21 protein-coding genes and 1 pseudogene are annotated in these 20404 nt (G+C 68.2%); 6 read left to right on the plus strand and 16 right to left on the minus strand.

Annotated features, from left to right (window positions below; genetic code table 11):
* Positions 1-31: 31 nt before the first annotated feature.
* Both FU260_RS09210 and FU260_RS09215 read right to left on the minus strand, forming a co-directional pair.
* Positions 32-922, minus strand: a complete 891-nt coding sequence (locus tag FU260_RS09210) for a LysR family transcriptional regulator (protein WP_147916784.1) — start codon at positions 920-922, stop codon at positions 32-34.
* Positions 923-957: 35 nt separating this feature from the next.
* Positions 958-1314, minus strand: coding sequence for a TraR/DksA family transcriptional regulator (locus tag FU260_RS09215; RefSeq protein ID WP_147916785.1), 357 nt, complete (start codon positions 1312-1314; stop codon positions 958-960).
* Positions 1315-1517: 203 nt separating this feature from the next.
* Here FU260_RS09215 and FU260_RS24125 point away from each other — a divergent pair.
* Positions 1518-1856, plus strand: a pseudogene (locus tag FU260_RS24125) (class I SAM-dependent methyltransferase); the annotation flags it as partial.
* A gap of 84 nt (positions 1857-1940) precedes the next feature.
* Here the strand turns inward: FU260_RS24125 and FU260_RS23805 are convergent.
* Complete coding sequence (locus FU260_RS23805; protein ID WP_210418230.1) at positions 1941-3989, minus strand: alpha-glucosidase; 2049 nt, start codon at positions 3987-3989, stop codon at positions 1941-1943.
* Complete coding sequence (locus FU260_RS09230; RefSeq protein ID WP_210418231.1) at positions 3979-5427, minus strand: glycoside-pentoside-hexuronide (GPH):cation symporter; 1449 nt, start codon at positions 5425-5427, stop codon at positions 3979-3981. The genes FU260_RS23805 and FU260_RS09230 overlap by 11 nt, the downstream gene beginning before the upstream one ends.
* 60 nt (positions 5428-5487) lie before the next feature.
* Here FU260_RS09230 and FU260_RS09235 point away from each other — a divergent pair, with 60 nt between their 5' ends.
* Both FU260_RS09235 and FU260_RS09240 read left to right on the plus strand, forming a co-directional pair.
* Positions 5488-6321, plus strand: a complete 834-nt coding sequence (locus FU260_RS09235; protein WP_147916788.1) for a hypothetical protein — start codon at positions 5488-5490, stop codon at positions 6319-6321.
* Positions 6322-6363: 42 nt separating this feature from the next.
* Positions 6364-7344 (plus strand): arsenic resistance protein, encoded by a 981-nt coding sequence (locus tag FU260_RS09240; RefSeq protein WP_147916789.1) that lies wholly within the window; start codon positions 6364-6366, stop codon positions 7342-7344.
* 29 nt (positions 7345-7373) lie between these two features.
* Here FU260_RS09240 and FU260_RS09245 read toward each other — a convergent pair whose 3' ends face one another.
* The 3 genes from FU260_RS09245 to FU260_RS09255 all read right to left on the minus strand — a co-directional run bounded on the left by FU260_RS09245 (position 7374) and on the right by FU260_RS09255 (position 9174).
* Entirely contained in the window at positions 7374-7850 is a 477-nt protein-coding gene (locus FU260_RS09245; RefSeq protein ID WP_147916790.1) for a DUF4442 domain-containing protein, read from the minus strand.
* Positions 7851-7890: 40 nt separating this feature from the next.
* The gene (locus FU260_RS09250) at positions 7891-8673 is read right to left on the minus strand and encodes a SurA N-terminal domain-containing protein (protein ID WP_147916791.1); all 783 of its coding nucleotides are present in this window, start codon (positions 8671-8673) and stop codon (positions 7891-7893) included.
* Between the two features lie 117 nt (positions 8674-8790).
* Positions 8791-9174, minus strand: a complete 384-nt coding sequence (locus FU260_RS09255) for a helix-turn-helix transcriptional regulator (protein WP_147916792.1) — start codon at positions 9172-9174, stop codon at positions 8791-8793.
* A gap of 56 nt (positions 9175-9230) precedes the next feature.
* On the opposite strand from FU260_RS09255, the gene FU260_RS09260 reads away from it, so the two are divergent.
* Positions 9231-9590, plus strand: a complete 360-nt coding sequence (locus FU260_RS09260; RefSeq protein ID WP_147916793.1) for a nuclear transport factor 2 family protein — start codon at positions 9231-9233, stop codon at positions 9588-9590.
* 41 nt (positions 9591-9631) lie between these two features.
* On the opposite strand, the gene FU260_RS09265 is transcribed toward FU260_RS09260, so the two are convergent.
* Entirely contained in the window at positions 9632-10621 is a 990-nt protein-coding gene (locus tag FU260_RS09265) for a bile acid:sodium symporter family protein (RefSeq protein ID WP_147916794.1), read from the minus strand.
* A gap of 230 nt (positions 10622-10851) precedes the next feature.
* Here FU260_RS09265 and FU260_RS09270 point away from each other — a divergent pair, with 230 nt between their 5' ends.
* Both FU260_RS09270 and FU260_RS09275 read left to right on the plus strand, forming a co-directional pair.
* Positions 10852-11385: a GNAT family N-acetyltransferase gene (locus FU260_RS09270; protein ID WP_268957771.1), complete on the plus strand. Its 534-nt coding sequence runs from the start codon at positions 10852-10854 to the stop codon at positions 11383-11385.
* 12 nt (positions 11386-11397) lie between these two features.
* Complete coding sequence (locus FU260_RS09275) at positions 11398-12528, plus strand: aminotransferase class V-fold PLP-dependent enzyme (protein WP_147916796.1); 1131 nt, start codon at positions 11398-11400, stop codon at positions 12526-12528.
* Between the two features lie 58 nt (positions 12529-12586).
* On the opposite strand, the gene FU260_RS09280 is transcribed toward FU260_RS09275, so the two are convergent.
* Genes FU260_RS09280 through FU260_RS09315 form a run of 8 tightly spaced genes read right to left on the minus strand, consistent with a single transcriptional unit; the run spans position 12587 to position 20397 of the window.
* Positions 12587-13309, minus strand: coding sequence for a GntR family transcriptional regulator (locus FU260_RS09280; RefSeq protein WP_168211714.1), 723 nt, complete (start codon positions 13307-13309; stop codon positions 12587-12589).
* Positions 13310-13349: 40 nt separating this feature from the next.
* Positions 13350-14549, minus strand: a complete 1200-nt coding sequence (locus FU260_RS09285) for a dipeptidase (RefSeq protein WP_147916798.1) — start codon at positions 14547-14549, stop codon at positions 13350-13352.
* A 10-nt stretch (positions 14550-14559) separates the two neighbouring features.
* On the minus strand, positions 14560-15552 hold the full coding sequence (locus tag FU260_RS09290) for an ABC transporter ATP-binding protein (protein WP_147916799.1): 993 nt from the start codon (positions 15550-15552) through the stop codon (positions 14560-14562).
* Positions 15539-16510, minus strand: coding sequence for an ABC transporter ATP-binding protein (locus tag FU260_RS09295; RefSeq protein WP_328592988.1), 972 nt, complete (start codon positions 16508-16510; stop codon positions 15539-15541). The genes FU260_RS09290 and FU260_RS09295 overlap by 14 nt, the downstream gene beginning before the upstream one ends.
* Before the next feature lie 20 nt (positions 16511-16530).
* Positions 16531-17391: an alpha/beta fold hydrolase gene (locus tag FU260_RS09300; RefSeq protein WP_147916801.1), complete on the minus strand. Its 861-nt coding sequence runs from the start codon at positions 17389-17391 to the stop codon at positions 16531-16533.
* Entirely contained in the window at positions 17391-18566 is a 1176-nt protein-coding gene (locus tag FU260_RS09305) for a M24 family metallopeptidase (RefSeq protein WP_147916802.1), read from the minus strand. Before FU260_RS09305 ends, FU260_RS09300 begins: the two co-directional genes overlap by 1 nt.
* A 2-nt stretch (positions 18567-18568) precedes the next feature.
* Positions 18569-19447, minus strand: a complete 879-nt coding sequence (locus tag FU260_RS09310; protein WP_147916803.1) for an ABC transporter permease — start codon at positions 19445-19447, stop codon at positions 18569-18571.
* Positions 19444-20397 (minus strand): ABC transporter permease, encoded by a 954-nt coding sequence (locus FU260_RS09315; protein WP_147916804.1) that lies wholly within the window; start codon positions 20395-20397, stop codon positions 19444-19446. The genes FU260_RS09310 and FU260_RS09315 overlap by 4 nt, the downstream gene beginning before the upstream one ends.
* Positions 20398-20404: the final 7 nt, after the last annotated feature.

Below are 20404 nucleotides of genomic sequence, written 5' to 3' on the forward strand. Positions count from 1 at the left end.
TCGGCTCGGCTCGGCCAGGAGCCGGCCGGGCTCAGTACGGCCAGGAGCGCACCGCACGCAGCTGGGCGACGAACGCCTCCTCCGGCGGTGTCAGGGCATGGTCGGCGCGGCGCACCAGCGAGATCGATCGTCCGGGCGGAGGCGGGTCCACCTGCAGTGCGATCAGCAGGCCCGCCTCGCGCTCGCGGCGCACGATGTGCTCCGAGAGCAGCGCGATGCCCAGTCCTTCGGCTGCCGCCTCCTTCAGTGTCTCCGGGCCCCACAGCTCCCACCGGTCCGCCGACTCCAGACCCCAGGACCGCAGGATGTCCTCCTGCAGCCGCCGGGTGGCCGACCCCTTCTCCCGGAGCAGGAATCGTTGACCGGCGAGGTCACCGGGGGAGAGGGCCCGGCTGGCCAGCGCGGAGCCGGCCGCACCGACCAGCACCATCTCCTCCCGGAACAGTGGTTCCGCCTCGAGCGGTTCCTGCGGCTGGTCGATGCACAGCCCGAGGGCCACCTCACCGCGCATCAGCCACTGCTCCACCACCGCCTCGTTGCCCACTCGGATCTGGCACTCCACCTTCGGTGCGCGCTCGGTGAACTCCGCGACCAGCCGGGGCAGCAGGTAGGTGCCGATCGTCGTCGTACCGGCCACCACGAGCCGGCCCGCCTCCAGCCCCTGGAAGCGGGCCACGGCGTGCTCCAGCGACCCGAGCAGGTCGAAGATCTGCCGGGCGTGCTCGACGACGACGTCCCCCGCCGGCGTGGTCCGGGCACCGTGCGTGGTGCGTTCCACCAGCGGTACACCGAGCGAGCCCTCCAGGTTGCGCACGTGGTTCGAGACGGACGGTTGGCTCATGTAGAGGCTGCGGGCGGCGCCGGAGAATCCTCCGGCCTCCACCACGGCGACCAGCACCTCGAGCTGGTTCAGGCTGACCATGCCCCCATCCTGGCCTACTGCAGGGAGCGGTGGTTTCAGCGTCGGCCGGCGCAGGGCACGCAGGTGCGGGCGGCGGGCCGGGCCAGCAGCCGGTCCTGCGGGATCGGCTCACCGCAGCGCTCACAACGGCCGTAGCTGCCCTCCGCGATGCGCGCGAGGGCGAGCTCCAGCTCGGCGAGCTCTCGTTCGGCGCCGGCCAGCATCGAGCTGGCCTGGGAGCGTTCGAAGGCGATCGTCGATCCTTCCGGATCGTGTTCGTCGTCGGTCGCGCTCGACCGCGTCGCCTCGAGGATCGAGGAGACGTTCCCGGTGAGGGACTCGATCAGAGCTGCGGTGCGTTCCCGGTCGGCCACCAGCCGCCGGTGCAGCTCACCACCCGGTTGTGCGCTCACAGGGTTGATCCTATTCCTCGTGCGGTGCGCAGCGGCTGGAGGTGCCGGGCTGCCTACGATGAGGCGGTGAGCCTGGACCAGTGCGCGGCGCCTACGCCCGCAGAGCGAGTGAGTACGCCGAGCTGCTCGGCTCGATTGAGGCCACGGCGCCCGCCGACCGGGAGCTCATCGGCAGTTGGGCCGCGCGGGTGAGGGGACCGATCGTGGACCTGGGCTGCGGTCCGGGGCACTGGACCGACTTCCTGCACCGCGCAGGTGCGGAGGTGATCGGCCTCGACCCGGTCGAGGAGTTCGTGGTGCACGCCCGGCGCCGGTTCCCACACGTCACGTTCGGCCTCGGCGGCGCGGAGCGGCTCGACCTCCCGGACGCCGGCCTCGGTGGCATCCTGGCGTGGTACTGCCTGATCCACACCGATCCGCACCACCTCAACCCGATCCTGGCCGAGCTCGCCCGGGTGCTCCGGCCGGGCGGCAGCCTGTTGCTCGGATTCTTCGCGGGCGCGCAGCTTCGGCCGTTCGCGCACGCGGTCGCCACCGCCTACTTCTGGCCGGTCCCAGAGCTCACGGCTCGTCTCGAGGACGCCGGGTTCGTGGTCACCGAGAGCCATACCCGCACTGAGGCCGGGTCAGGCCCGCACGGCGGGATCCTCGCCACCCGCACGGGCGATCACACACTCGTAGGGCGCCATTGTCGGCCCGCGGCCGTTCCCGGGGGAGCCGAGCACGGTCTCGGCCGTCGGCAGCCCACGGGGTCGCCGCACGGTCCGGTCGGTGAGGTTCACCTCGATCAGCCAGGTAGCGCCGTCGACGGCGGTGCGTAGCCACCCGAAATAGGTCCGGGACCGAGGTGCGAGAGGTCGGAAGGCGCCCCGGGTGAGCGCCGGTTCGGCGCGGCGCAACCGGATCAGCTCCCGGTGGAAGGCCAGCACCGAGTCCGGTGCCGCCTCCTGTTCGGCCACGGTGAATCCGGTGGAGTCCTCGCGTCCGTGCTGCCACGGTGTGCCGGTGCTGAACCCGGTTGCCGGTCCGGGCTGCCAACGCATCGGCACCCGGGCATGGTCACGGGCCCCGGGCAGGACCTGTGCGAGTGCCGCGGCGTCGCTCAGGTCATCGGCGCGGAGCTCGTCGAGCCGGTTCAGCGACTCCACGTCCTGCAGGTCCGCCACCTGCAGATCCTGGTTGACGGCGGCGATCTCCTGGCCCTGGAACAGGAACGGGGTGCCGGGAAGGGTGAGCTGGATCGTGGCCAGTGCCTTCGCCAACGCCGAGCGCAGCTGGGGGTCCCGGTCCTTGCCGCCGAGCACCTTGGACAGCATCCGAGGGTTGTCGTGGTTGTCGAAGAACAGCGCGATCGCATCACCTGGGCCCACCCGGGCCAGGTAGTCCAGGTAGTACGCCTTCAGGTAGCCGAGGTCGTAGCGGTAGTCGTCCCAGCGGACCTGCCGCGGGCCGTCCAGCACATCGAAGTTGAACACCAGGTCCAGCTCCTCGCGGCGCGCGTTGCTGAGCAGACGCGCCATCTCCACCCCCACGCCTGGCGTCTCGCCGACCATCACGCCCACCTCGTCCGGCGGCAGCGCTGCGCCGAGCGAACCGTCCGCACGTCGCTCCCGCACGGTGGAGGCTGGTGGCGGGTCGCCAGGAGCGCGGGTGAATCCCTCGACTCGCAGCTCGTGCAGGTGCCGGTGCAGCCGCGGGCCGAAGAAGTAGTGCTCGATCCCGGGGAAGCCCATCAGTTTTCCGATCGCCTCGTTACCGTCGGGCAGACCGGGCCGTTTGGAGATGTAGTTGATCACGTCCAGCCGGAAGCCGTCGATCCCGCGGGCCCGCCACCAGCGCACGATCTCGGCGACCTCGGCCCGCACCTGGGGGTTCTCCCAGTTCAGGTCCATCTGACCGGGTGCGAACAGGTGCAGCGCCCACCGCCTCGCCTCGGGGATCCAGCGCCAGGCGCTGCCGCCGAAGAACGAGGCCCAGTTGTTCGGCGGCGGGCCGCTGCCGTCCTCCCCGGGCGAGCCGGGCAGCAGGTGGTAGTAGGCCCCGTACGGGCCCTCCGGGTCCGCCACGGCCGCGCGGAACCACGGGTGCTCAGCGGAGGTGTGGTTGACCACCAGGTCAAGGAGGATCCGCATCCCACGCTCGTGGCAGCCGGCGATCAACTCGTCGAGGTCCGCCAGCGTGCCCATCTCGGCCAGCACCGCGCGGTAGTCCCGCACGTCGTAGCCCATGTCCTCGTTCGGGGAGTCGAAGATCGGGGAGAGCCACACGCAGTCCACGCCGAGGCCGGCCAGATGGTCCAGCCGGGCGAGCAGCCCCCGCAGGTCACCGATGCCGTCCCCGTCGGAGTCCGCGAACGAGCGCGGGTAGACCTGGTAGAACACGGCGTGGCGCCACCACAGCGACTCCCGGTGCGCCCTGGGCCCGGCGACCTGTTCGAGCACGGTGGCTGCGCCGTCGCCGTGATCGGCGAGCACCGTGAGCAACGAGGGCACGAACTCCGAACCCAGCACCGGCCGGACGAGACGGGCGAGCGCGCCCAGCGGCAGGTTCGCCGCCACCGGGTTGCGCACCCAGAACGAGGATCGGCCCAGCTGCAGCAGCACCTTGTCGATCGCGTCCCGGCCGACCGGGTGGGCGTAGACGTCCTTCAGCCGGGTGCGGGCATCAGCCTTCATCGCCACCTCCTGCGGGTATCGGTTGCCCCTCGGCGTCGCCCTGCTCGCCCAGTGCTGCCTCCCGGGTGCGGAGCTCGGCCACGATCGAGGCATAGGTGGCTTCGTCCAGCCGGTAGCGGCGGGCGAGGATCAGCCAGCTCAGTACCACCAGCAGCATCGGCAGCACCATCATCGCCACCTTGAAGGCGGCCGCACCACCGGCGGTGATGTCCGCCGCACCCTCGGCGTCATTGATGCCGGACAGGATCAGGGTGGCACCCACGGCTCCGCTGCCCAGGGCGCTGGCGGCCTTGTAGATGAACGGTTGCAGGGAGAAGGTGACCGACTCGTTGCGCCGACCCAGCTTCCACTGCCCGTACTCCACCGAGTCGGCGATGAACATCAGCATCAGCAGCTGGATGAATGCCTGCCCGCTGAACAGCAGCACCCCGGCGAGGCCCACCAGCACCATCGTGGAGCCGGCCACCAGGAACACCGTGTACCCGGCCACGCACAACCCGGTGGCCAGCAGGTGCACCCGGCGCCGGCTCAGCCGCGCCGAGACCAGCGGGAACACCAGCAGCCCGGTGATCTGCGTGATGCCCAGGATCGCGGCGAACACCGAGTACATCCCGGACTGGCCGTAGATATAGGTGAAGTAGTACAGGCCCAGGCTGGTGGTGATCGTGTACCCGGTCATGAACGCCACCATCGCCAGCGTCACCCAGAGCAGCTGGTCGTTGCCCACGATCACCCGGAGCAGCTCCCGCAGCGGGGTGTGCGCCGCGGCCCGGCCGCTGACTCGCTGCCTGGTGGTCAGCAGGGTGATCGCCTGGAACGCCAGCATCACCACCACTCCCGCCGCAGCGAGGGTGAACCAGGCCCGCTGGGCGGACCCGAGCACGTCGGTGAGCGCCTCGGTGACCGGAACCAGCGCGACCACCAGGGCGAACACGCCGACGTTCGCGCACACCCTGGCCACCACCCCGATCCGCTCCCGTTCGGGCTGCCTGCGGGACAGCGAGGGCAGCATCCCCCAGTAGGAGATGTCGTTCACCGTGTAGGCGACCTCCCAGAGCAGATAGACCCCGATGAACACCACCACGAACGCCGGACCGGTCAGGCCCCAGTCGGAGAACATCAGCAGGGTGGCACCCGCCCAGGCGAGCGCGCCGCCGGCGATCCAGGGTTTGAACTTCCCCCACCGGGTGCGGGTGTTGTCCACCACGTAACCCATCACCGGATCGTTCACTGCGTCGAACAGGCGCATCACCACCAGCACCACGGTGATGGCACCCAGGGTCGCGTTCGAGACCTGGACCACCTCGGTGAGGTAGACCAGCAGGAACATCGTCACCAGCGTGGCGACCATGTCCCGCCCGAGGGTGCCCAGCCCGAAGCCCCAGATGTTGCGCCGGCGCATCGGCGGTTCGGCGGCGACGCCGGGGGAGAAGGTCACGCTCGCAGTCTGCCAGCACCGGTCGGTTCTCGTGGCCGCGTCGGTAGACTCGGGTGCGCCATGCACCACCTTCCCACCGGGGCACCGGACCGTTTGCTCGATGCCGGCGCAGTGGCTGTCCTTCAGAAGCCCTCGGCCAGGCGATCTCGCTGGTGGTGGCTGGTGGCGGTGGTGGCCGTGTTGTTGCTGGTTCTGCCGATGCTGATGTACGTCTTCGCCGAGGGTAAGCACTCCCTCGGTGGCAACCGCCTGGACCACCTCCTCGGCCGGACCGAGCAGGTCACCGCCCAGGTGGACTCGGTGCAGACCGTTGGCTACTGCGGCAGAAAGTCGCAGTCGCGGGAGCAGTTCCGTATCGAGCTGAGCTGGAGCGCCGGTCCGCCGCCCGGGCACAGCGCCTACCTGATCTGCAACAGTGCGCCGGTGGTGGGGCAGAGCATCCCCGCCTGGGTGGACTCGGGCGGCTATGTGCAGCTCGAGTCACCCACCGAGGTGCGGCTCGGGATGGGCGCGATCGGCCTCGGTCTGGGCCTGCTGACAGTGGGCACAGGGGCCGCGATGCTGGTGCCGGCCCGTCGGCAGCGGCAGCGGCTGCTGGCCGCCGCCGACACACCGCTGCTGCCGCCCGTTCCCGTGATCGCCGGGCGCAATGCCAGCAGGAGACGGGGCTTCGGCTTCCGCCCAGCGCCGCAGTCGGCGGGGCTGGCGCCACCGATGTGGGCGATCGCGATCCTGTACGCAGCCCCGGGCCATTCGCCGAAGATCACCAGCACCCGGCAGGTGAAGGGGGCATGGCACTTTCGGGCCGGCCTCGTGCTCGAGTCGGGCCGCCAGCTGGGCGTGTTGGAACGGGGGCAGGAACGCTGTTGGGTGGAGGCGCGGCCGCTGCGCTGACCACCGGGGTTGTCGTGCTCCTCGAGCTGGGAGACTGCCACTATGACGACGGCTGAGGGGTGGATGGAGCGTCGTCAGGTCCCGCTGTATCTGGTCGCGCTCGCAGCAGGTGCTGGCCTCGGTCTGCTGGTGCCAGGGGTCACCCGTGTGTGGGAAGTGGCGATCAACCCGGTACTCGCGCTGCTGATGTACCTCACCTTCCTCGGCGTCCCGTTCCGCGCCATCACGACGGCGGTGCGAGACCGGCGCTTCCTGGTCACCGCCGTCGTGGTCAACTTCGCGGTGGTGCCCGTCCTGGTCTTTGGTCTCACCCGGTTCGTCGCGCACGAGCAGGCCGTCGTGGTGGGCATGGCGTTCGTGCTGCTGTGCCCCTGCGTGGATTACGTGATCGTGTTCACCGGGCTGGCCGGCGGCGCCCAGGACCGGCTGCTGGCGGCCACACCGGTACTGATGCTCGGGCAGATGCTGCTGCTGCCTGGCTACCTGTGGCTGTTCGTGGGCGGTGAGGCAGTGGCAGCGGTGGACCTGGGACCGTTCGTCACGGCGTTCGCGGTGATCATCGTGCTCCCGCTGGCAGCCGCAGCCCTGACCCAGCGCGCCGCAGTGCGGACCCGGTGGGCCGCGGCGGCGCAGGAGCGAGCGCTGTCCGGGATGGTTCCGGTGATGATGCTGACCCTCGGCATCGTGGTCGCCTCGCAGATCGGCGGCGTCGGGGCCCGTCTCGGCGTGCTCGTGGTTCCTGCGCTGGTGTACGTGCTCTTCGCGGCGCTGATGGTGCCGATCGGGATCGCGGCCGGAAGGATCGCTCAGCTGGACCTACCCGCGCGCCGGGCAGTGGTGTTCACCGGCGCCACCCGGAACTCTCTGGTGGTGCTGCCGCTCGTGCTCGCCCTGCCGGCTGGCTACGAGCTCGCCCCGCTGGTGGTGGTCACCCAGACCCTGGTGGAGCTGGTGGCCATGGTGGTGTTCGTGCGGCTGGTGCCGCGACTGGTTCCAGCGGACGGGCCGCTGGCGTCGCGCTGACCGGCGCTGCCCGGGCCGAGCCACCGCGGCTACTTGCGCCGGATGTACACCTGTTTGCGGGTGCGCGCCACCACGGTGCCGTCGGTAGCGGTGATGTCGTTGCTGAACCAGTGCAGCACCTTCTGCCCGCCCTCGGCAGCGGAGCGCAGCTCGTCGATGGTGTCCTGGCTGAGGGTGAACTCCGCAGTCACCGCGGTGCGGCCCGGCGCGAGGAACTCGATCTCGGCGCTGCGGTCCCACACCGTGTAGCCGGGCCCGAGGTTCTGTGCCACCAGGATCGTCCAGAACGGGTCGGTCATCGCGAACATCGTGCCGCCGAACTGGGTGCCGAAGTAGTTCGACGTGAGCAGATGCTTGGCCAGCCGGACCTGGACGTGCCGAAAATCCTCGGACAGGCGACGTATCCGGATCCCGCTGAACAGGAACGGTGGCCACGCGTTCATCAGTAGCCGGAGCTGCCGAGGAGACCGGGCGAGGCGCGCCAGCGCATGCTGGGTTTGCGACATGTGACTGGCCCTCCCTCGCCTCGGCCTAGCGTACTGCGGCTCAGAGGTTGATCGTCACATTGCCCTCTTCGCGCAGCCCGGTGAGAATCTCCTCGGCTGCAGCGTTCTGCTGCTGGGTGACGGCCTGCTGGGCGAGCTGGTCACGCATCTCCTCGAAGGGAGGGACCTCTCCACCCTCGCCACCCTGTCCGGACTGCTCCATCTGCTCGACATAGCCCTCGTACTGCTGGCGCAACTCATCCTCGGAGGGTTCGCTGATGTCCGCTTCGGACTCGATGTAGCCGAGGACCTGGAACTGGTCGGCGGCCTCGGCGCGGACGTCCTCCTCGGTCATGCCCTGCTCCTCGAGCGCGGCCACGACCTCGTCCGCCGAGCCCATCCCGCTCTGTGCGGCGATGTCCTCGAGCGTGCTGTTGATGTCCTCCTCGGTCGGTTCGATACCGGCCTCGTCGGCTGCCTGGGTGAGCAGCCGGTTGTCCACCATCGTCTGGGCGACCTGCTGCTTCAGCTCGTCCTGGTTGACCTCCTCACCGCTCTGCTGCTGCATCATGGCGGCCTGCTGCAGCTGGCTCTCGTAGTCCGCGGCGAACTCGTCCCGGGTGATCTCCTCGCCGTTCACCTCGGCGACGACGTCCGGTACGTTCTCCAGATCGGCCTCGGGTGCCTGCATGCCGCCCTCGGAGGGAGCAGCCGCTGGATCGCTCGCGGCCTCGCTCGGCTGTTCGGAACCGCCGTTACCGGAACCGTCATCTCCCGAACTACATCCGGCCAGCGCCAGCAGTGTGGCCACGCCGACCGCTGTCAGGGGGCGCGTGATCTTCATGGTGTCTCCTCGCTCTAGGTGCGCGAACCGATGAGCCTAAGTGGCTAACCTGGGGACGCCTCTCACCTGGTGTTCAGGTAACGCCCAGGTTCGCTCGCGGGATGGCAACGGCTCAGGTCAGTGATCCTCGAGCGCCGCCACCAGTTTGAGTGTCGCCGAGGTGGCCGAGGGGCTGGACGTCGGCCCGACGGCGGCCAGGCTGGCGACCAGGGCCCCGATCTCGGCGACGTCCAGGACCACCGTCGCTCGCCGGGCCGTGACCGGCAGTGCGATTCCGCCGGAACGTCCTGGCCGAGAGCGGAACGGCACGCCTGCGTCCCGGAGTCGCTCCAGGTCGCGCTCCACGGTCCGCACCGACACCTGCAGCCGGTCGGCGAGCTGACCCGCCGTTCTCCACCCGCCGCCGGCCAGGGTCTCGATCAGTGCCTGCTGGCGCTCCACCCGACGCAGCGCCAGGTGCCCGTCCCGGGACCGGGCGGCCAGGTCGTCACGTGTCTGCATACCGGTATCCAATCACCGACACCAGCCTGGCGGGATATCCGCCTAACCTGCGAACTATGGATCACACCGACCAGACCAACGAGTTCTTCGACCGCTACGCCCGCGCCCTGCTCGCCCGGGACGCCGAGCAGATCGCCGACCTGTACGCGGTCCCGGCACTGATCGTCTCACCCGGCCAGTCGATCGCGGTGACCGACCGGAGCCAGACCCGGGACTTCTTCGCCGCAGGGATGGCCGGCTACGACGACGTCACCGATGCCGCGGCCGACGTCGCGGTGCTCGCGCAGACCGGGCACAGCGTGTGGGCGGACGTGACCTGGCGCTACGACGGCGACCCACGCGAGCGGTACCTGTACCAGCTCGTGGCCGTCGACCACGGCTGGCAGATCGCCGTGCTCACCCCGCTCGAGGCCTGAGCACCCCGGCCACCGCCGTCGATCTGGGCGGCTCTGGCACCCTACGTCTCCGGCGTGCTGCTCTCCTTGGCCGCGGTCCGGCGGTAGAAGGCGGCGAGCATCGCCCCGGACAGGTTGTGCCAGATGGAGAACACCGCACCCGGAAGCGCGGCGGCGGGGGAGAAGTACTGCGCGGCGAGCCCGGCCGCGAGACCGGAGTTCTGCATGCCGACCTCGATGGAGATGGTCCGGGCGGAACGGATCGGTTGGCGCAGCAGCCGGCCGGTGCCGTAGCCGAGCAGGTAGCCCAGACCGTTGTGCAGCACCACCGCCAGCAGCACGAGCAGGCCGGCGGAGACGATCTGCTCGGCGCTGTTGGCCACCACCGCGGCCACTACCAGCGAGATCGCGACCACCGAGACCCACGGCAGCACTGGCAGGATCCGGTCCACCAGGCGGGAGAGCAGCAGCCTGACCACCAGGCCGCCGATCACCGGCAGCAGCACGATCTTCACGATCGTCAATGCCATGTCCGCGGCGCTGACCGCCATGTACTGCCCCGCCAGCAACAGCGTGAGCAACGGAGTGAGTAGCGGTGCGAGCAGGGTGGAGATCGAGGTCATCGTCACCGACAGCGCGGTATCGGCCTTGGAGAGGTAGGTGATCACGTTCGAGCTGGTGCCACCGGGGGCGCAGCCCACCAGAATCACCCCGGCCGCGAGCTCGGCGGGCAGCTGCAGCGCGAACGCGATGCCGAAGCCGACCAGCGGCATGATCGCGAACTGGGCCACCACGCCGATCAGCACCGGCAGCGGCCGGCGGGCCACCAGCGCGAAGTCCGGGATGGTCAGCGTCAGCCCCATCCCGAACATGATGATCCCGAGTAGCACGTTCACCCACGGCAGCAGCACCAGGGACGGGCCCGGAGCGAGGAAGCCGATTGCGGCTGCGGCCAGCACCAGCAGCGGGAACACGGTCACCGCCACCCGGGCGGAGCGGTCCTCCCGCCCCGCGGACTCGGCGGGATCTGACGACGACGTGGAGCGTGCCATAGAGGTCAACGTACTGCCTGGCGCCCGCCGCAGACACTGAACAGGCGGGAGGTCTGGCGACGGACCGCTCACCGGCCGCCGTACCGGCCCGACCAGTCTGGCGGGACGGAGGAAATTCGAGTGCGTCCACAGGGTGCAGGGGCCATAGTCTGAACCGTCGCTACGAGCACCGAGGAGACCTCATCGTTCCGTTCACGTTCACCACGCCGATCGAGACCGAGCGGCTGCGGCTGCGGCTGTTCACCCCGGAGGACGCGCCCGCCGTGCACGCCTACCTGTCCCGCGAGGATGTCTGTCAGTACCTGCTGCACTCCCCTCGCACGCTCGAGCAGGTGCAGACCAAGCTCGCCGACTACGCCCAGCGCACGCAGCTGGTGAAGGATCAGGACTTCCTGCAGCTCGCCGTCGAGCACCAGGAGAGCCAGTCGGTGATCGGCGAGATGGTGGTGGCGTTGCGCAGCACGGCGAACCAGACCGCCGAGCTCGGCTGGGTCTACCACCCGGACCAGCACGGAAACGGGTATGCGAGCGAGGCGGCCCGCGCGCTGCTGGCCCTGGGCTTCGAGACGATCGGTCTGCACCGGATCATCGCCGAGCTGGCACCGGAGAACACCAGCTCGGTGCGGCTGTGCACTCGGCTCGGGATGCGCAAGGAGGCGCACTTCGTACGGGACCTCCTGGTGGACGGCGAATGGGAGGACACCGGGGTGTTCGCCCTGCTGCGCGAGGAGTGGAATGCGGCCCGGCCCGGCCCGTCGATGTGACAAGGTGTCGGTGTGAACCTGCCGCACGATGACATCGACCCCGACGGCCTGCTCGAGTACTCAGTGGTCTTCACCGACCTGTCCCTGAACCACATGTCAAAGCGGTTCGTCGGGGTGATGCAGGAGACCATCGACATCCTGCTCGGCACCTACCAGGCGCACAGCGTGGCGGTAGTGCCGGGCGGCGGCAGCTATGCGATGGAGGCCGTCGCCCGCCAGCTCGCCACCGGTCGGCGTGCCCTGGTGCTGCGCAACGGGCTGTTCTCCTACCGCTGGTCGCAGATCCTGGAGATGGGCTCGATCTCCTCCGAGACCACGGTGCTGTCCGCCCGGCCAGTCGAGGACCGGCACCAGGCGCCCTGGCAGCCGGCACCGGTGGCGGAGGTGGTGGCAACGATCCGGGCCGAGCGCCCGGAGGTGGTGTTCGCCCCACACGTGGAGACCGCTGCCGGCGTAGTCCTGCCGGAGGACTACCTGCGCGCAGTGGCTGAGGCCACGCACGACGGCGGAGGGCTGTTCGTGCTGGACTGCGTCGCCTCGGGTGCGCTGTGGGTGGATATGCGCGATCTGGGTGTGGATGTGCTGATCACCGCGCCGCAGAAGGGCTGGAGTGGCTCGCCCGGCGCAGGGTTCGTGATGTTCAGCGAGGCCGGCCATGCCGCCGTGGGTGAGACCACCTCCACCAGCTTCGCCGCCGACCTGAAGAAGTGGCTCTGGATCGCCGAGGAGTACCGCGCCGGCCGCGCCCCGTACCACGCGACCATGCCCACGGACACCCTGACCCACAATGTGGCGCTGATGCGCCAGACCACCGAGCGCGGACTGGAGGCGCTGCGCGCCGCGCAGACCGAGCTCGGGACGCGGGTGCGCGAGCTGCTCGCTGCCCGCGGGCTACCGTCAGTGGCGGCGGACGGGTTCGCCGCGCCCACGGTGGTGGTGGTGCATACCGACGACCCGGGTCTGCGCAGCGGCGCCACGTTCAAGGAAGCAGGGCTGCAGGTCGCGGCCGGAGTTCCGTTGCAGTGTGGGGAGGGGGAGGACTTCTCCACCTTCCGGATCGGCCTGTTCGGACTGGACAAGCTCGGCGACGTCGACGGGACCGTGGCGCGGCTGGAAGCGGCGTTGGACCAGATCGGGGTCTGAGTCGGACTCGCATCCAGGTCGTGACGTCAGCCCCCTGTTGCGGCATCCACCTGGAGGCTTACCTGCTGATGCGGAGGCGGACCACGTCCGTGCGATTCAGGGTCACGCCGTAGGCCAGCACCTCGCCGCGGCCGCTCGTCGTGATCTGCGTTGCCCGGAGTACAGGGGCGCCCACCTCGATCCCGAGCGCCTCGGCATACTGTTCGTCCACCGAGACTGCTTCGAAGTCCGTCTGGGTATGCGCCACGATCCCCGGGATGTGTGCGTTCAGGGTGGCGTACAGATCGGATTCGATGCTGAGCATGGGGGAGGGGTCCAGATGAACGTCCCTGACCGTCGGTGGCATGTACTCAGCCATGATGGCGCTCGGCGTGCTGTCCACCGCGAAGGAGCGCTCCACCTGCCAGCCTCGCGTTCCCTTCGGTAGCCCTAGTGCCGCGGAGGCAGGCTCTGGCAGGTCACGCTCGACGCAGGTGGCCGAGGCGAGGGTGACCGCGTGCCCGCTCGCCTCGACCCGGTCTCGATAGGAGCGAATCGTGGCCATGCTTAGCCGTGCAGAATCCTGTGGTGGAGCGACGAATGTGCCGCTGCCCCAACGCCGTTCTACCAAGCCCTCCGCGGCCAGTGTTCCGAGCGCTTCGCGGATCGTGCTTCGGCTGACCTTGAGCTCAGCGGCTAGTTGTTGCTCGTTGGGGAGCTTGGCGTCCGCAGGGTACGCACGTTCGATCTGTGTGCGTAGCCGAGCGATGGTTGCGGCCACAGCGGTACGCGGTCTACTCATTCTTGGTCGTCCTGTCGAGTGGTAGTGGGCTGGCGTAGACCTACCACACCTGCGCCAGAACCCGCAGTGAGTTTCCGCCGAGGACCTTGCGGATGTCCTCATCGGAGTACCCGTTCTTCACCAGCCAACCAGCAATGTTCGGGAAGTTCTCCGCCGGGTTCTCCAGGCCGGAGACGTACTCGACCTTCTCGTACTCGACGATCTCGTCGGCCTGCTGGGCGTAGTTGCTGGCGTAGGCCCGGTGAACGGCGACGTGGTCGCCGAACATGGTGTCCGGACCGAAGGTGACATGGTCGATGCCGACCAGATCCACGCAATAGGTGAAGTGGTCCATCACCGACTCGAGGGAGTGCCGGGGGTGAGCGTCGGAGAGCGTGGTGTGCGGTGCGGCTTCCAGACCGATCACTCCACCTGCTTCGGCGCAGGCGACGATCACCTCATCGGGCTTCATCCGAGGGATCGGCCAGACCGAGCGGGCACCGGCGTGTGTGATCATCACCGGCACCTGCGAGTGTTCGATCACGTCCAGGCAGGTCTGGTCCCCGGAGTGCGAGATGTCGATCAGCATGCCGAGTTTGTTCATCCGGTCCACTGCACGTCGACCGAAGTTGGTCAGGCCGCCATCGTTGCGTTCGGAGAGCCCGGAACCGAGCATGTTCGCCTGGGAGTAGGCGATGCCCATCTGCCGTACGCCGAAACCGTAGAGCATATCGATCCGGTCGAGTTCGTTCTCGATCATCGAGGCACACTCGAGACCGGCGATGAGGGCGATCTTGCCGTCCCGCTTTGCGGTGAGGATGTCATCGACCGTGAGCGCATGCCTGACCAGACTCTGCTTCGCGAGGTCCGCGAGGCGGAAGCCCAGGGCATAGATCATGTCGTCCCACTTCCAGCCGTGCTGGCTGGTGATGCAGGAGGCCCCGGCCATGAAGTTGTCGATCACCGCTGTCAGGCCGGAGTGGGCGAGGCCTTCATAGCCGGTGCGTTGCCGTCCGGTCTGGTTGTACTGGCGGATCTGCCCGCCGTCCTCTGGCAGCACGATCGCATGCTCATGCAGGGAGAAGACGATCTCCTCGTCCAGGATGCGGTCGACGCGTGCTTGCTGCTGATCGTCCAACTGGAGGTCATGGGCGGGCACTCGGTCGAGCTGCTTGGCCAGCTCGAACGGCTGATAGTCCTTGTCGGCCTCCAGGTAGCTGTAGGCCCGGTAGCCGTCGTACTCGTGGGTGCGGCGAAGCATTCGTGTCCTTTCAGGACGTCGTGAGGGTGAGCGGAAAGTGACAGGCGACTGTGCGGTTCGCAGCGTCGTCGTCGAGGTGGCGTAGGGCAGGCTCTGCGGAGGCGCACAGGTCCTCGGCCCGCCAGCAGCGGGTACGGAACCGGCACCCGCTGGGTGGATTCACCGGGCTCGGCGGGTCGCCGGGCAGCAGCCGCCTCTCCTGCCGCTGAGTCGGGTCAGGGATCGGCGCCGCCGAGACCAGAGCATCGGTGTACGGGTGCTGGGGCTGGTCGTAGACGCTGGTCGCGTCACCTAACTCGGCCATCCGGCCCAGATACATCACCCCGATCCGGTCGGAGATGTGCCGGACCACCGAGAGATCATGAGCGATGAATACGTAGGCCAGCCCGAGTTCTCGTTGCAGTCGCCGGAACAGATTCACCACCTGCGCCTGGATGGAGACATCTAGTGCGCTGACTGGCTCGTCGCAGACGATCACCTCCGGATCAAGGGCGAGCGCACGGGCGATGCCGATCCGCTGGCGCTGCCCGCCGGAGAACTGGAACGGATAGCGGTCCAGGTGCTCCGGGTTCAGGCCGACGAGCTCGCAGAGCTCCTGAATCCGGGATTCCCGTTGCCGCCGGGGCAGCAGGTCGGAATGGATCTCGAACGGCTGCAGCAATGTCTCGCGGATGGTGCGCCGAGGGTTGAGCGACGAGTAGGGATCCTGCAGCACGATCTGGATCTTGCGGTGCAGATCAGCCCCGCGATGGGCGTGCACGTCCCGCCCGCGATAGCGAACCGTGCCGGAGGTCGGTCGCTCTAGTCCGACGATGGTCCGTGCGAGCGTGGACTTGCCGCAGCCGGACTCGCCGACGATGCCCAAGGTTTCGCCACGGCGCAGGTCGAAGCTCACCCCATCCAACGCCCGCACCATCGGCCGGTTCGGTCTCGGGAGACCACCGCGCATCGGGAAATGCCGGGTCAGTTCGTCCACCGAGAGGACGATCTCAGGCGACTCCATGGAACACCTCCTCACGGCGATGGCACGCACTCAGCCGGGGTCCGTCGTCGACGGTGAGCATCTCCGGGCGGTTGGTCGCACACTTGTCGATAGCGGCATCGCAGCGCGGCTGGAAGGCGCAGCCTGACGCCAGCCGCAGCAGATTGGGCGGTGCGCCCGGGATAGCCCACAGGTCGTCCGACCGGCTCTCCGGCCGTGGCATGGATTGCAGCAGGCCCCGGGTGTACGGATGCGCCGGGGCGGCGAAGACTTCCGGAACTGTGGCAGCCTCGACCCGGCGTCCGGCGTACATGGCACAGATCTCGTCGGCCACCTCGGCGACGACGCCAAGATCATGGGTAATCAGGATCAGGCCCATGCCGCTGTCCTGTTGTAGTTGCAGCAGGAGCTCCATGATCTGCGCCTGGACGGTCACGTCCAGAGCAGTGGTCGGCTCGTCCGCGATCAGTACCTGCGGGTCCAGGGCGATCGCCATCGCAATCATGATCCGCTGCCGCATACCGCCGGAGAACTGGTGGGGATAGTCCTTCGCCCGCTCCCGTGGTGCTGGGATGCGCACCCGGTCCATCAGCTCGATCGCCTGCTCCCAGGCAGCCTTACGCCGCATGCCGCGGCGTACCCGCAGCAGCTCAGCCAACTGCGAGCCGACCGTGTACACCGGGTTCAAAGCTGACAATGCATCCTGGAAGACCATGGCCAGGCTCTCGCCGTTGACCTTCCGGCGATGCTCAGCGTCCACGGTGAGCAGGTCTGTCCCGTCGAAGACGACCGTGCCACCGGTGATCTGGGCTGGGGGAGTGTCCAGCAGTCCCATGATGGCCTGTGCGGTGACCGACTTCCCCGAACCGGACTCACCGAGCACCGCCAGCGTCCGTCCGGCGTGCACGTCCAGCTCGATGCCCTGTACCGCGGGCACCACGCCGTCTCGGGTGTGGAACTCCACCGACAGGTCTCGCACTGATAGCAATGGCTGCGCGGTCATGAGGGTCCGATCCCAGCCCGGCGCAGGAAGTCCCGGACGGTTGACTGGAACAGTTCCGGCTCCTCCAGTTGCGGGGAGTGTCCGGACTGCTCGAAAACCACCAGCTCAGCACCATCGACGCCGTCGGCGATGACCTGCGATGCGGCGACCGGGGTGCGCCAGTCGTGCCGTCCGACGGTCACCAGCGTCGGCACGCTGATCTCCCGCAGCCGTGGCACGAGGTTGTAGGTGGGCATGTTCTGGCCGAAAGCGGCGTTGTGGGTGGCGTAGTGATAGCTGGTGCTACCTGCCTTGCGCTCAGTGGCGGCCGGGTCATAGCTGTAGTCGTACAGCGGCAGGATTCCGCGCCAGTAGCGTTCGAACTCCTCGTTGCTGGTGAAGTTGCCGGTGCCGATGCGCTCGATCACCCACTCCTCGATCTGCACCCGGTCGGTGGCGCGAGCGCGTTCGACCGCGAGGTAGTCGAAATCGGTGTTGGCGGCAGTGTCGCGGAGCACGAGGGCTGCCACCTGGTCCTGGTGCGCCAGGGTGTACTCCATGGCGAGGAACCCACCGTAGGAGCCACCAGCGATAACGATCTGGCCCAGGTCGAACCGCTCGCGCAAGGCCTCGATGTCGGCCACCCACTGCTCGTGGGTGAACGGAGCTGTCTCGCTGGAGGCGCCGGAGCCACGGGCGTCGAAGGTGACGATCCGGAAGGAGTCGGCGAACGGGCCGAACGAGCGCACCGGCTCGGCTCGGGAACCCAGGCCCGGTGCGCCATGGTGCACGACCATCGCGGGGGCATCGTCTGGCCCGAGGACTTCGACGACCAGCCGGGCGCCGTTGATCTGTTCGGTGTAGGTGCGGCTCGGCATCAGGCAATCACATTCTCTTCTAGGGAGCGCGGGTAGGCGGTCAACCGACGTGGGGCGCCTTCGGTGACCAGGACAGAGTCCGAGATCCGGTAGCCGCCGTGACCGGGTACGTAGACACCGGGCTCGCAAGACAGGAACATCCCAGGTGCGAGCACAGTGTCGTCGCCATCGTCCAGCCACGGGCCCTCATGGTTCTGTAAGCCGATCCCGTGCCCCTGCCGGTGCCGGATGTGCTCGCCCAGTCCACCGTCGCGGATCACGTCTAGGCAGATCTGGTTCGCCTCGGCGCAGGTGCGCCCGGCCCGCATCGCGTCGGTACCGACGCGCTGGGCCGTGGCGGTCACCTCGAAGTAGCGGCGCTGCTGATCGGACGGCTCGCCGAGGATGAACGTGCGTTCGGACTCCACGAACCGACTCGCCGCGGCGGCACCGAGGGACAGGATGAGGGTGTCGCCGGCCTGCAGGCGGCGAGAGCTCGGTAGACCATGCGGTCGGGCAGCGTTCGGGCCCGCGTACACCAGGCCACCGGCCAGTTTGGTGGTGAAGATGACGTGGTCGAACCGGCGATACATCTCCTCGGTGCCGAAAGTGATGACATGTCTGGCGATCTCCCCCTCAGTGGGCAGAGTCTGCTCGCGGCGCCACGCGTCCTCGATCAGCGCCCGCCCCGCGCGGAGCATGTCATCACAGACCTCGGCGGCCTGCTCGTGGAAGTAGATCTCCTCAGGATGTTTGATGGCGCGCATCGCAGCGATCCCGGTGAACGGCTCGAAGGTCGAACCGTGGAGCAGCTGTTGCCAACTGTCCAGGGTCGCCACCGAGACCCCAGTGGTGTAACCGATTCTGGCTCCGGCCAGCCCTCGGACGGTGAGCGCTTCGGCAAGATGCTGCTCGGCACTGACCACTCCGGGGAACTCCGGATAGGCCACCAGGTCGATATCGACTTGCTGGGCCGCGGCGTACTCCACATCCAGGTGCGGCACCACGCAGAAGTCTCCACCAGGCGTCGTCCCGAACCACAGGTAGACCGGACGTTCGGTCACGGCGTAGAAGAAGCCCATCAGATAGGCGACGTCAGCGGGGTGGGTGACCAGAACGCCGTCGATCTCGGCAGCATCCAGACGCTGACGCAGATCAGCGCGGACTCGCTGGTAGAACTCGGTCGGAAGGCGCACGGTCAGACTCCCTTGGTGCGCGGGTCGCGCGAGTCGTTATAGCGGATGCCGGCGATCGTGGCGGAGAGCACCAGCAGCAGGATGGCCAGCGACGGGAACAGCGTTTGCCACCAGGCGGTGGCGATCACTCCGGAGCGCTGGGCGTTCAGCAGCACCCGACCCCACGACCAGGTGCTGGGATCACCGAGGCCGAGGAAGCTCAACCCGGCCTCAGAGATCACTGCACGGGCCGCGGTGAGGAGGACGCTGACCACGATCAGCGGTGTGACCGCGGGCAACAGTTCGTGCGCCATGATCCGGATCGGACCTGCACCGAGGACTCGCGCGCCGTCGATGTACGGCATCCCCGCCACCACCAGAGCATTCGACCGGATCAGACGCGCGACCTCCGCCCAGGAAAGCACCCCGATCACGACGATCAAGGTGCTGACGCTCGGCCCGGCCAGTGCCGTCACCAGGATCATCAACGGCAACATCGGCAGGGAGAGCATCACGTCCGTGGCGGTGGTGACCAGGGGGTCGAGGAACTTGACGTAGGCGCCGAGCAGACCCATTGCCGTCCCGATCACGATCGCGATCAGGGATGCAGCGATACCGACGGTGATCGAGATCCTCGCGCCCCAGACCACCTGGGCGAACACGTCCTGGCCGAGGTCGTCGGTGCCGAACCAGTGTGCACCGGACGGTGGCTGCAGGATGTCGGTGCCCAGTCCGCTGGGGTTGGGCACCAGCAACGGGCCGAAGATGGCAGTCAGTACCAGAGTGCCCAGCACGGCGGCGGGCAACCAACCCCCGGGTCGACTCCAGAAGCCGTGTCGGTTGCGCCTGCCCCGCCGTGGCTCAGGTGTTTCGGTGGTGAGTGTGTCGATGGTCGCGCTCATGTGCGGATCCTCGGGTTCAAGAACATGGCCACCATGTCGGTGATGAGGTTCGCGACGACCACGGTCACCGCGAGCAGCACAAAGGCTCCTTGCAGGACCGGGTAGTCGAGTTGCTGCACGGACTCGAAGATCAGCCGTCCGACACCTGGATAGGCGAAGATCGTCTCGGTGAGCACTGCGCCACCCACCAGCGTGCCCAGCTGCAGACCCATCAGAGTCAGCGCCGGAAGGATGGCGTTGCGCAGAGCGTGCCGCCAGACAATCCGCCTCGGCGGTAGCCCTCGGGACTTGGCGCTCTTGATGTAGTCCTCGCCGAGCACCTCGAGCATGTTGGTCCGCAGCGTGAGCGCATAAGGCCCGATCTGCACCAGCATCAATGACAGGAGGGGGAGGGCCAGATGATGGAACAGGCTGCCGTATGCCGCAAGACCTCGGGTGCTCCGGTCGATCGCGCCACCGATGGGAAAGAGGTCCAGGTTCGCGGCGAAGACCACGAGTAACAGGATCGCCAGGCTCGGGACGAAAATCGCATTGCTCGTGGTGCCGAGGAACTGCACCACCTTGTCGATCTTCTTGCCCCGCCCGACGGCTGCGTACACGCCGAGCGGAATGCCGGCCAGTACGGTGAGCACGAACGCGGAACCGGCCAGGAGCAGTGTCCAGGGCAAGCGTTCCAGGAGGATTTCTGTCACCGGTGCGAGTTGCCGGAACGAGACCCCCAGGTTTCCGGTGACCAGTTGGCTCAGATAGAGGCCGTACTGCACGTGCAGCGGCTTGTCCAGGCCGTACCGCTCCCGCAGGGCATCCTGCATCTCGGGGGTCATGTCCCCCTCGACGACGAGAAGGGTGGGGTCCGCGGGCAGCAGCCGGAGCAGGAAGAAGGTGATCGTGACGGCGATCCAGATCGTCAGGACCGCACGGAGCACCTTCTTCGCGGCATAGGAAGTCACCGGAGCG

Origin of the sequence: Ruania zhangjianzhongii (assembly GCF_008000995.1) — a bacterium.
Taxonomy (GTDB): domain Bacteria; phylum Actinomycetota; class Actinomycetes; order Actinomycetales; family Beutenbergiaceae; genus Ruania; species Ruania zhangjianzhongii.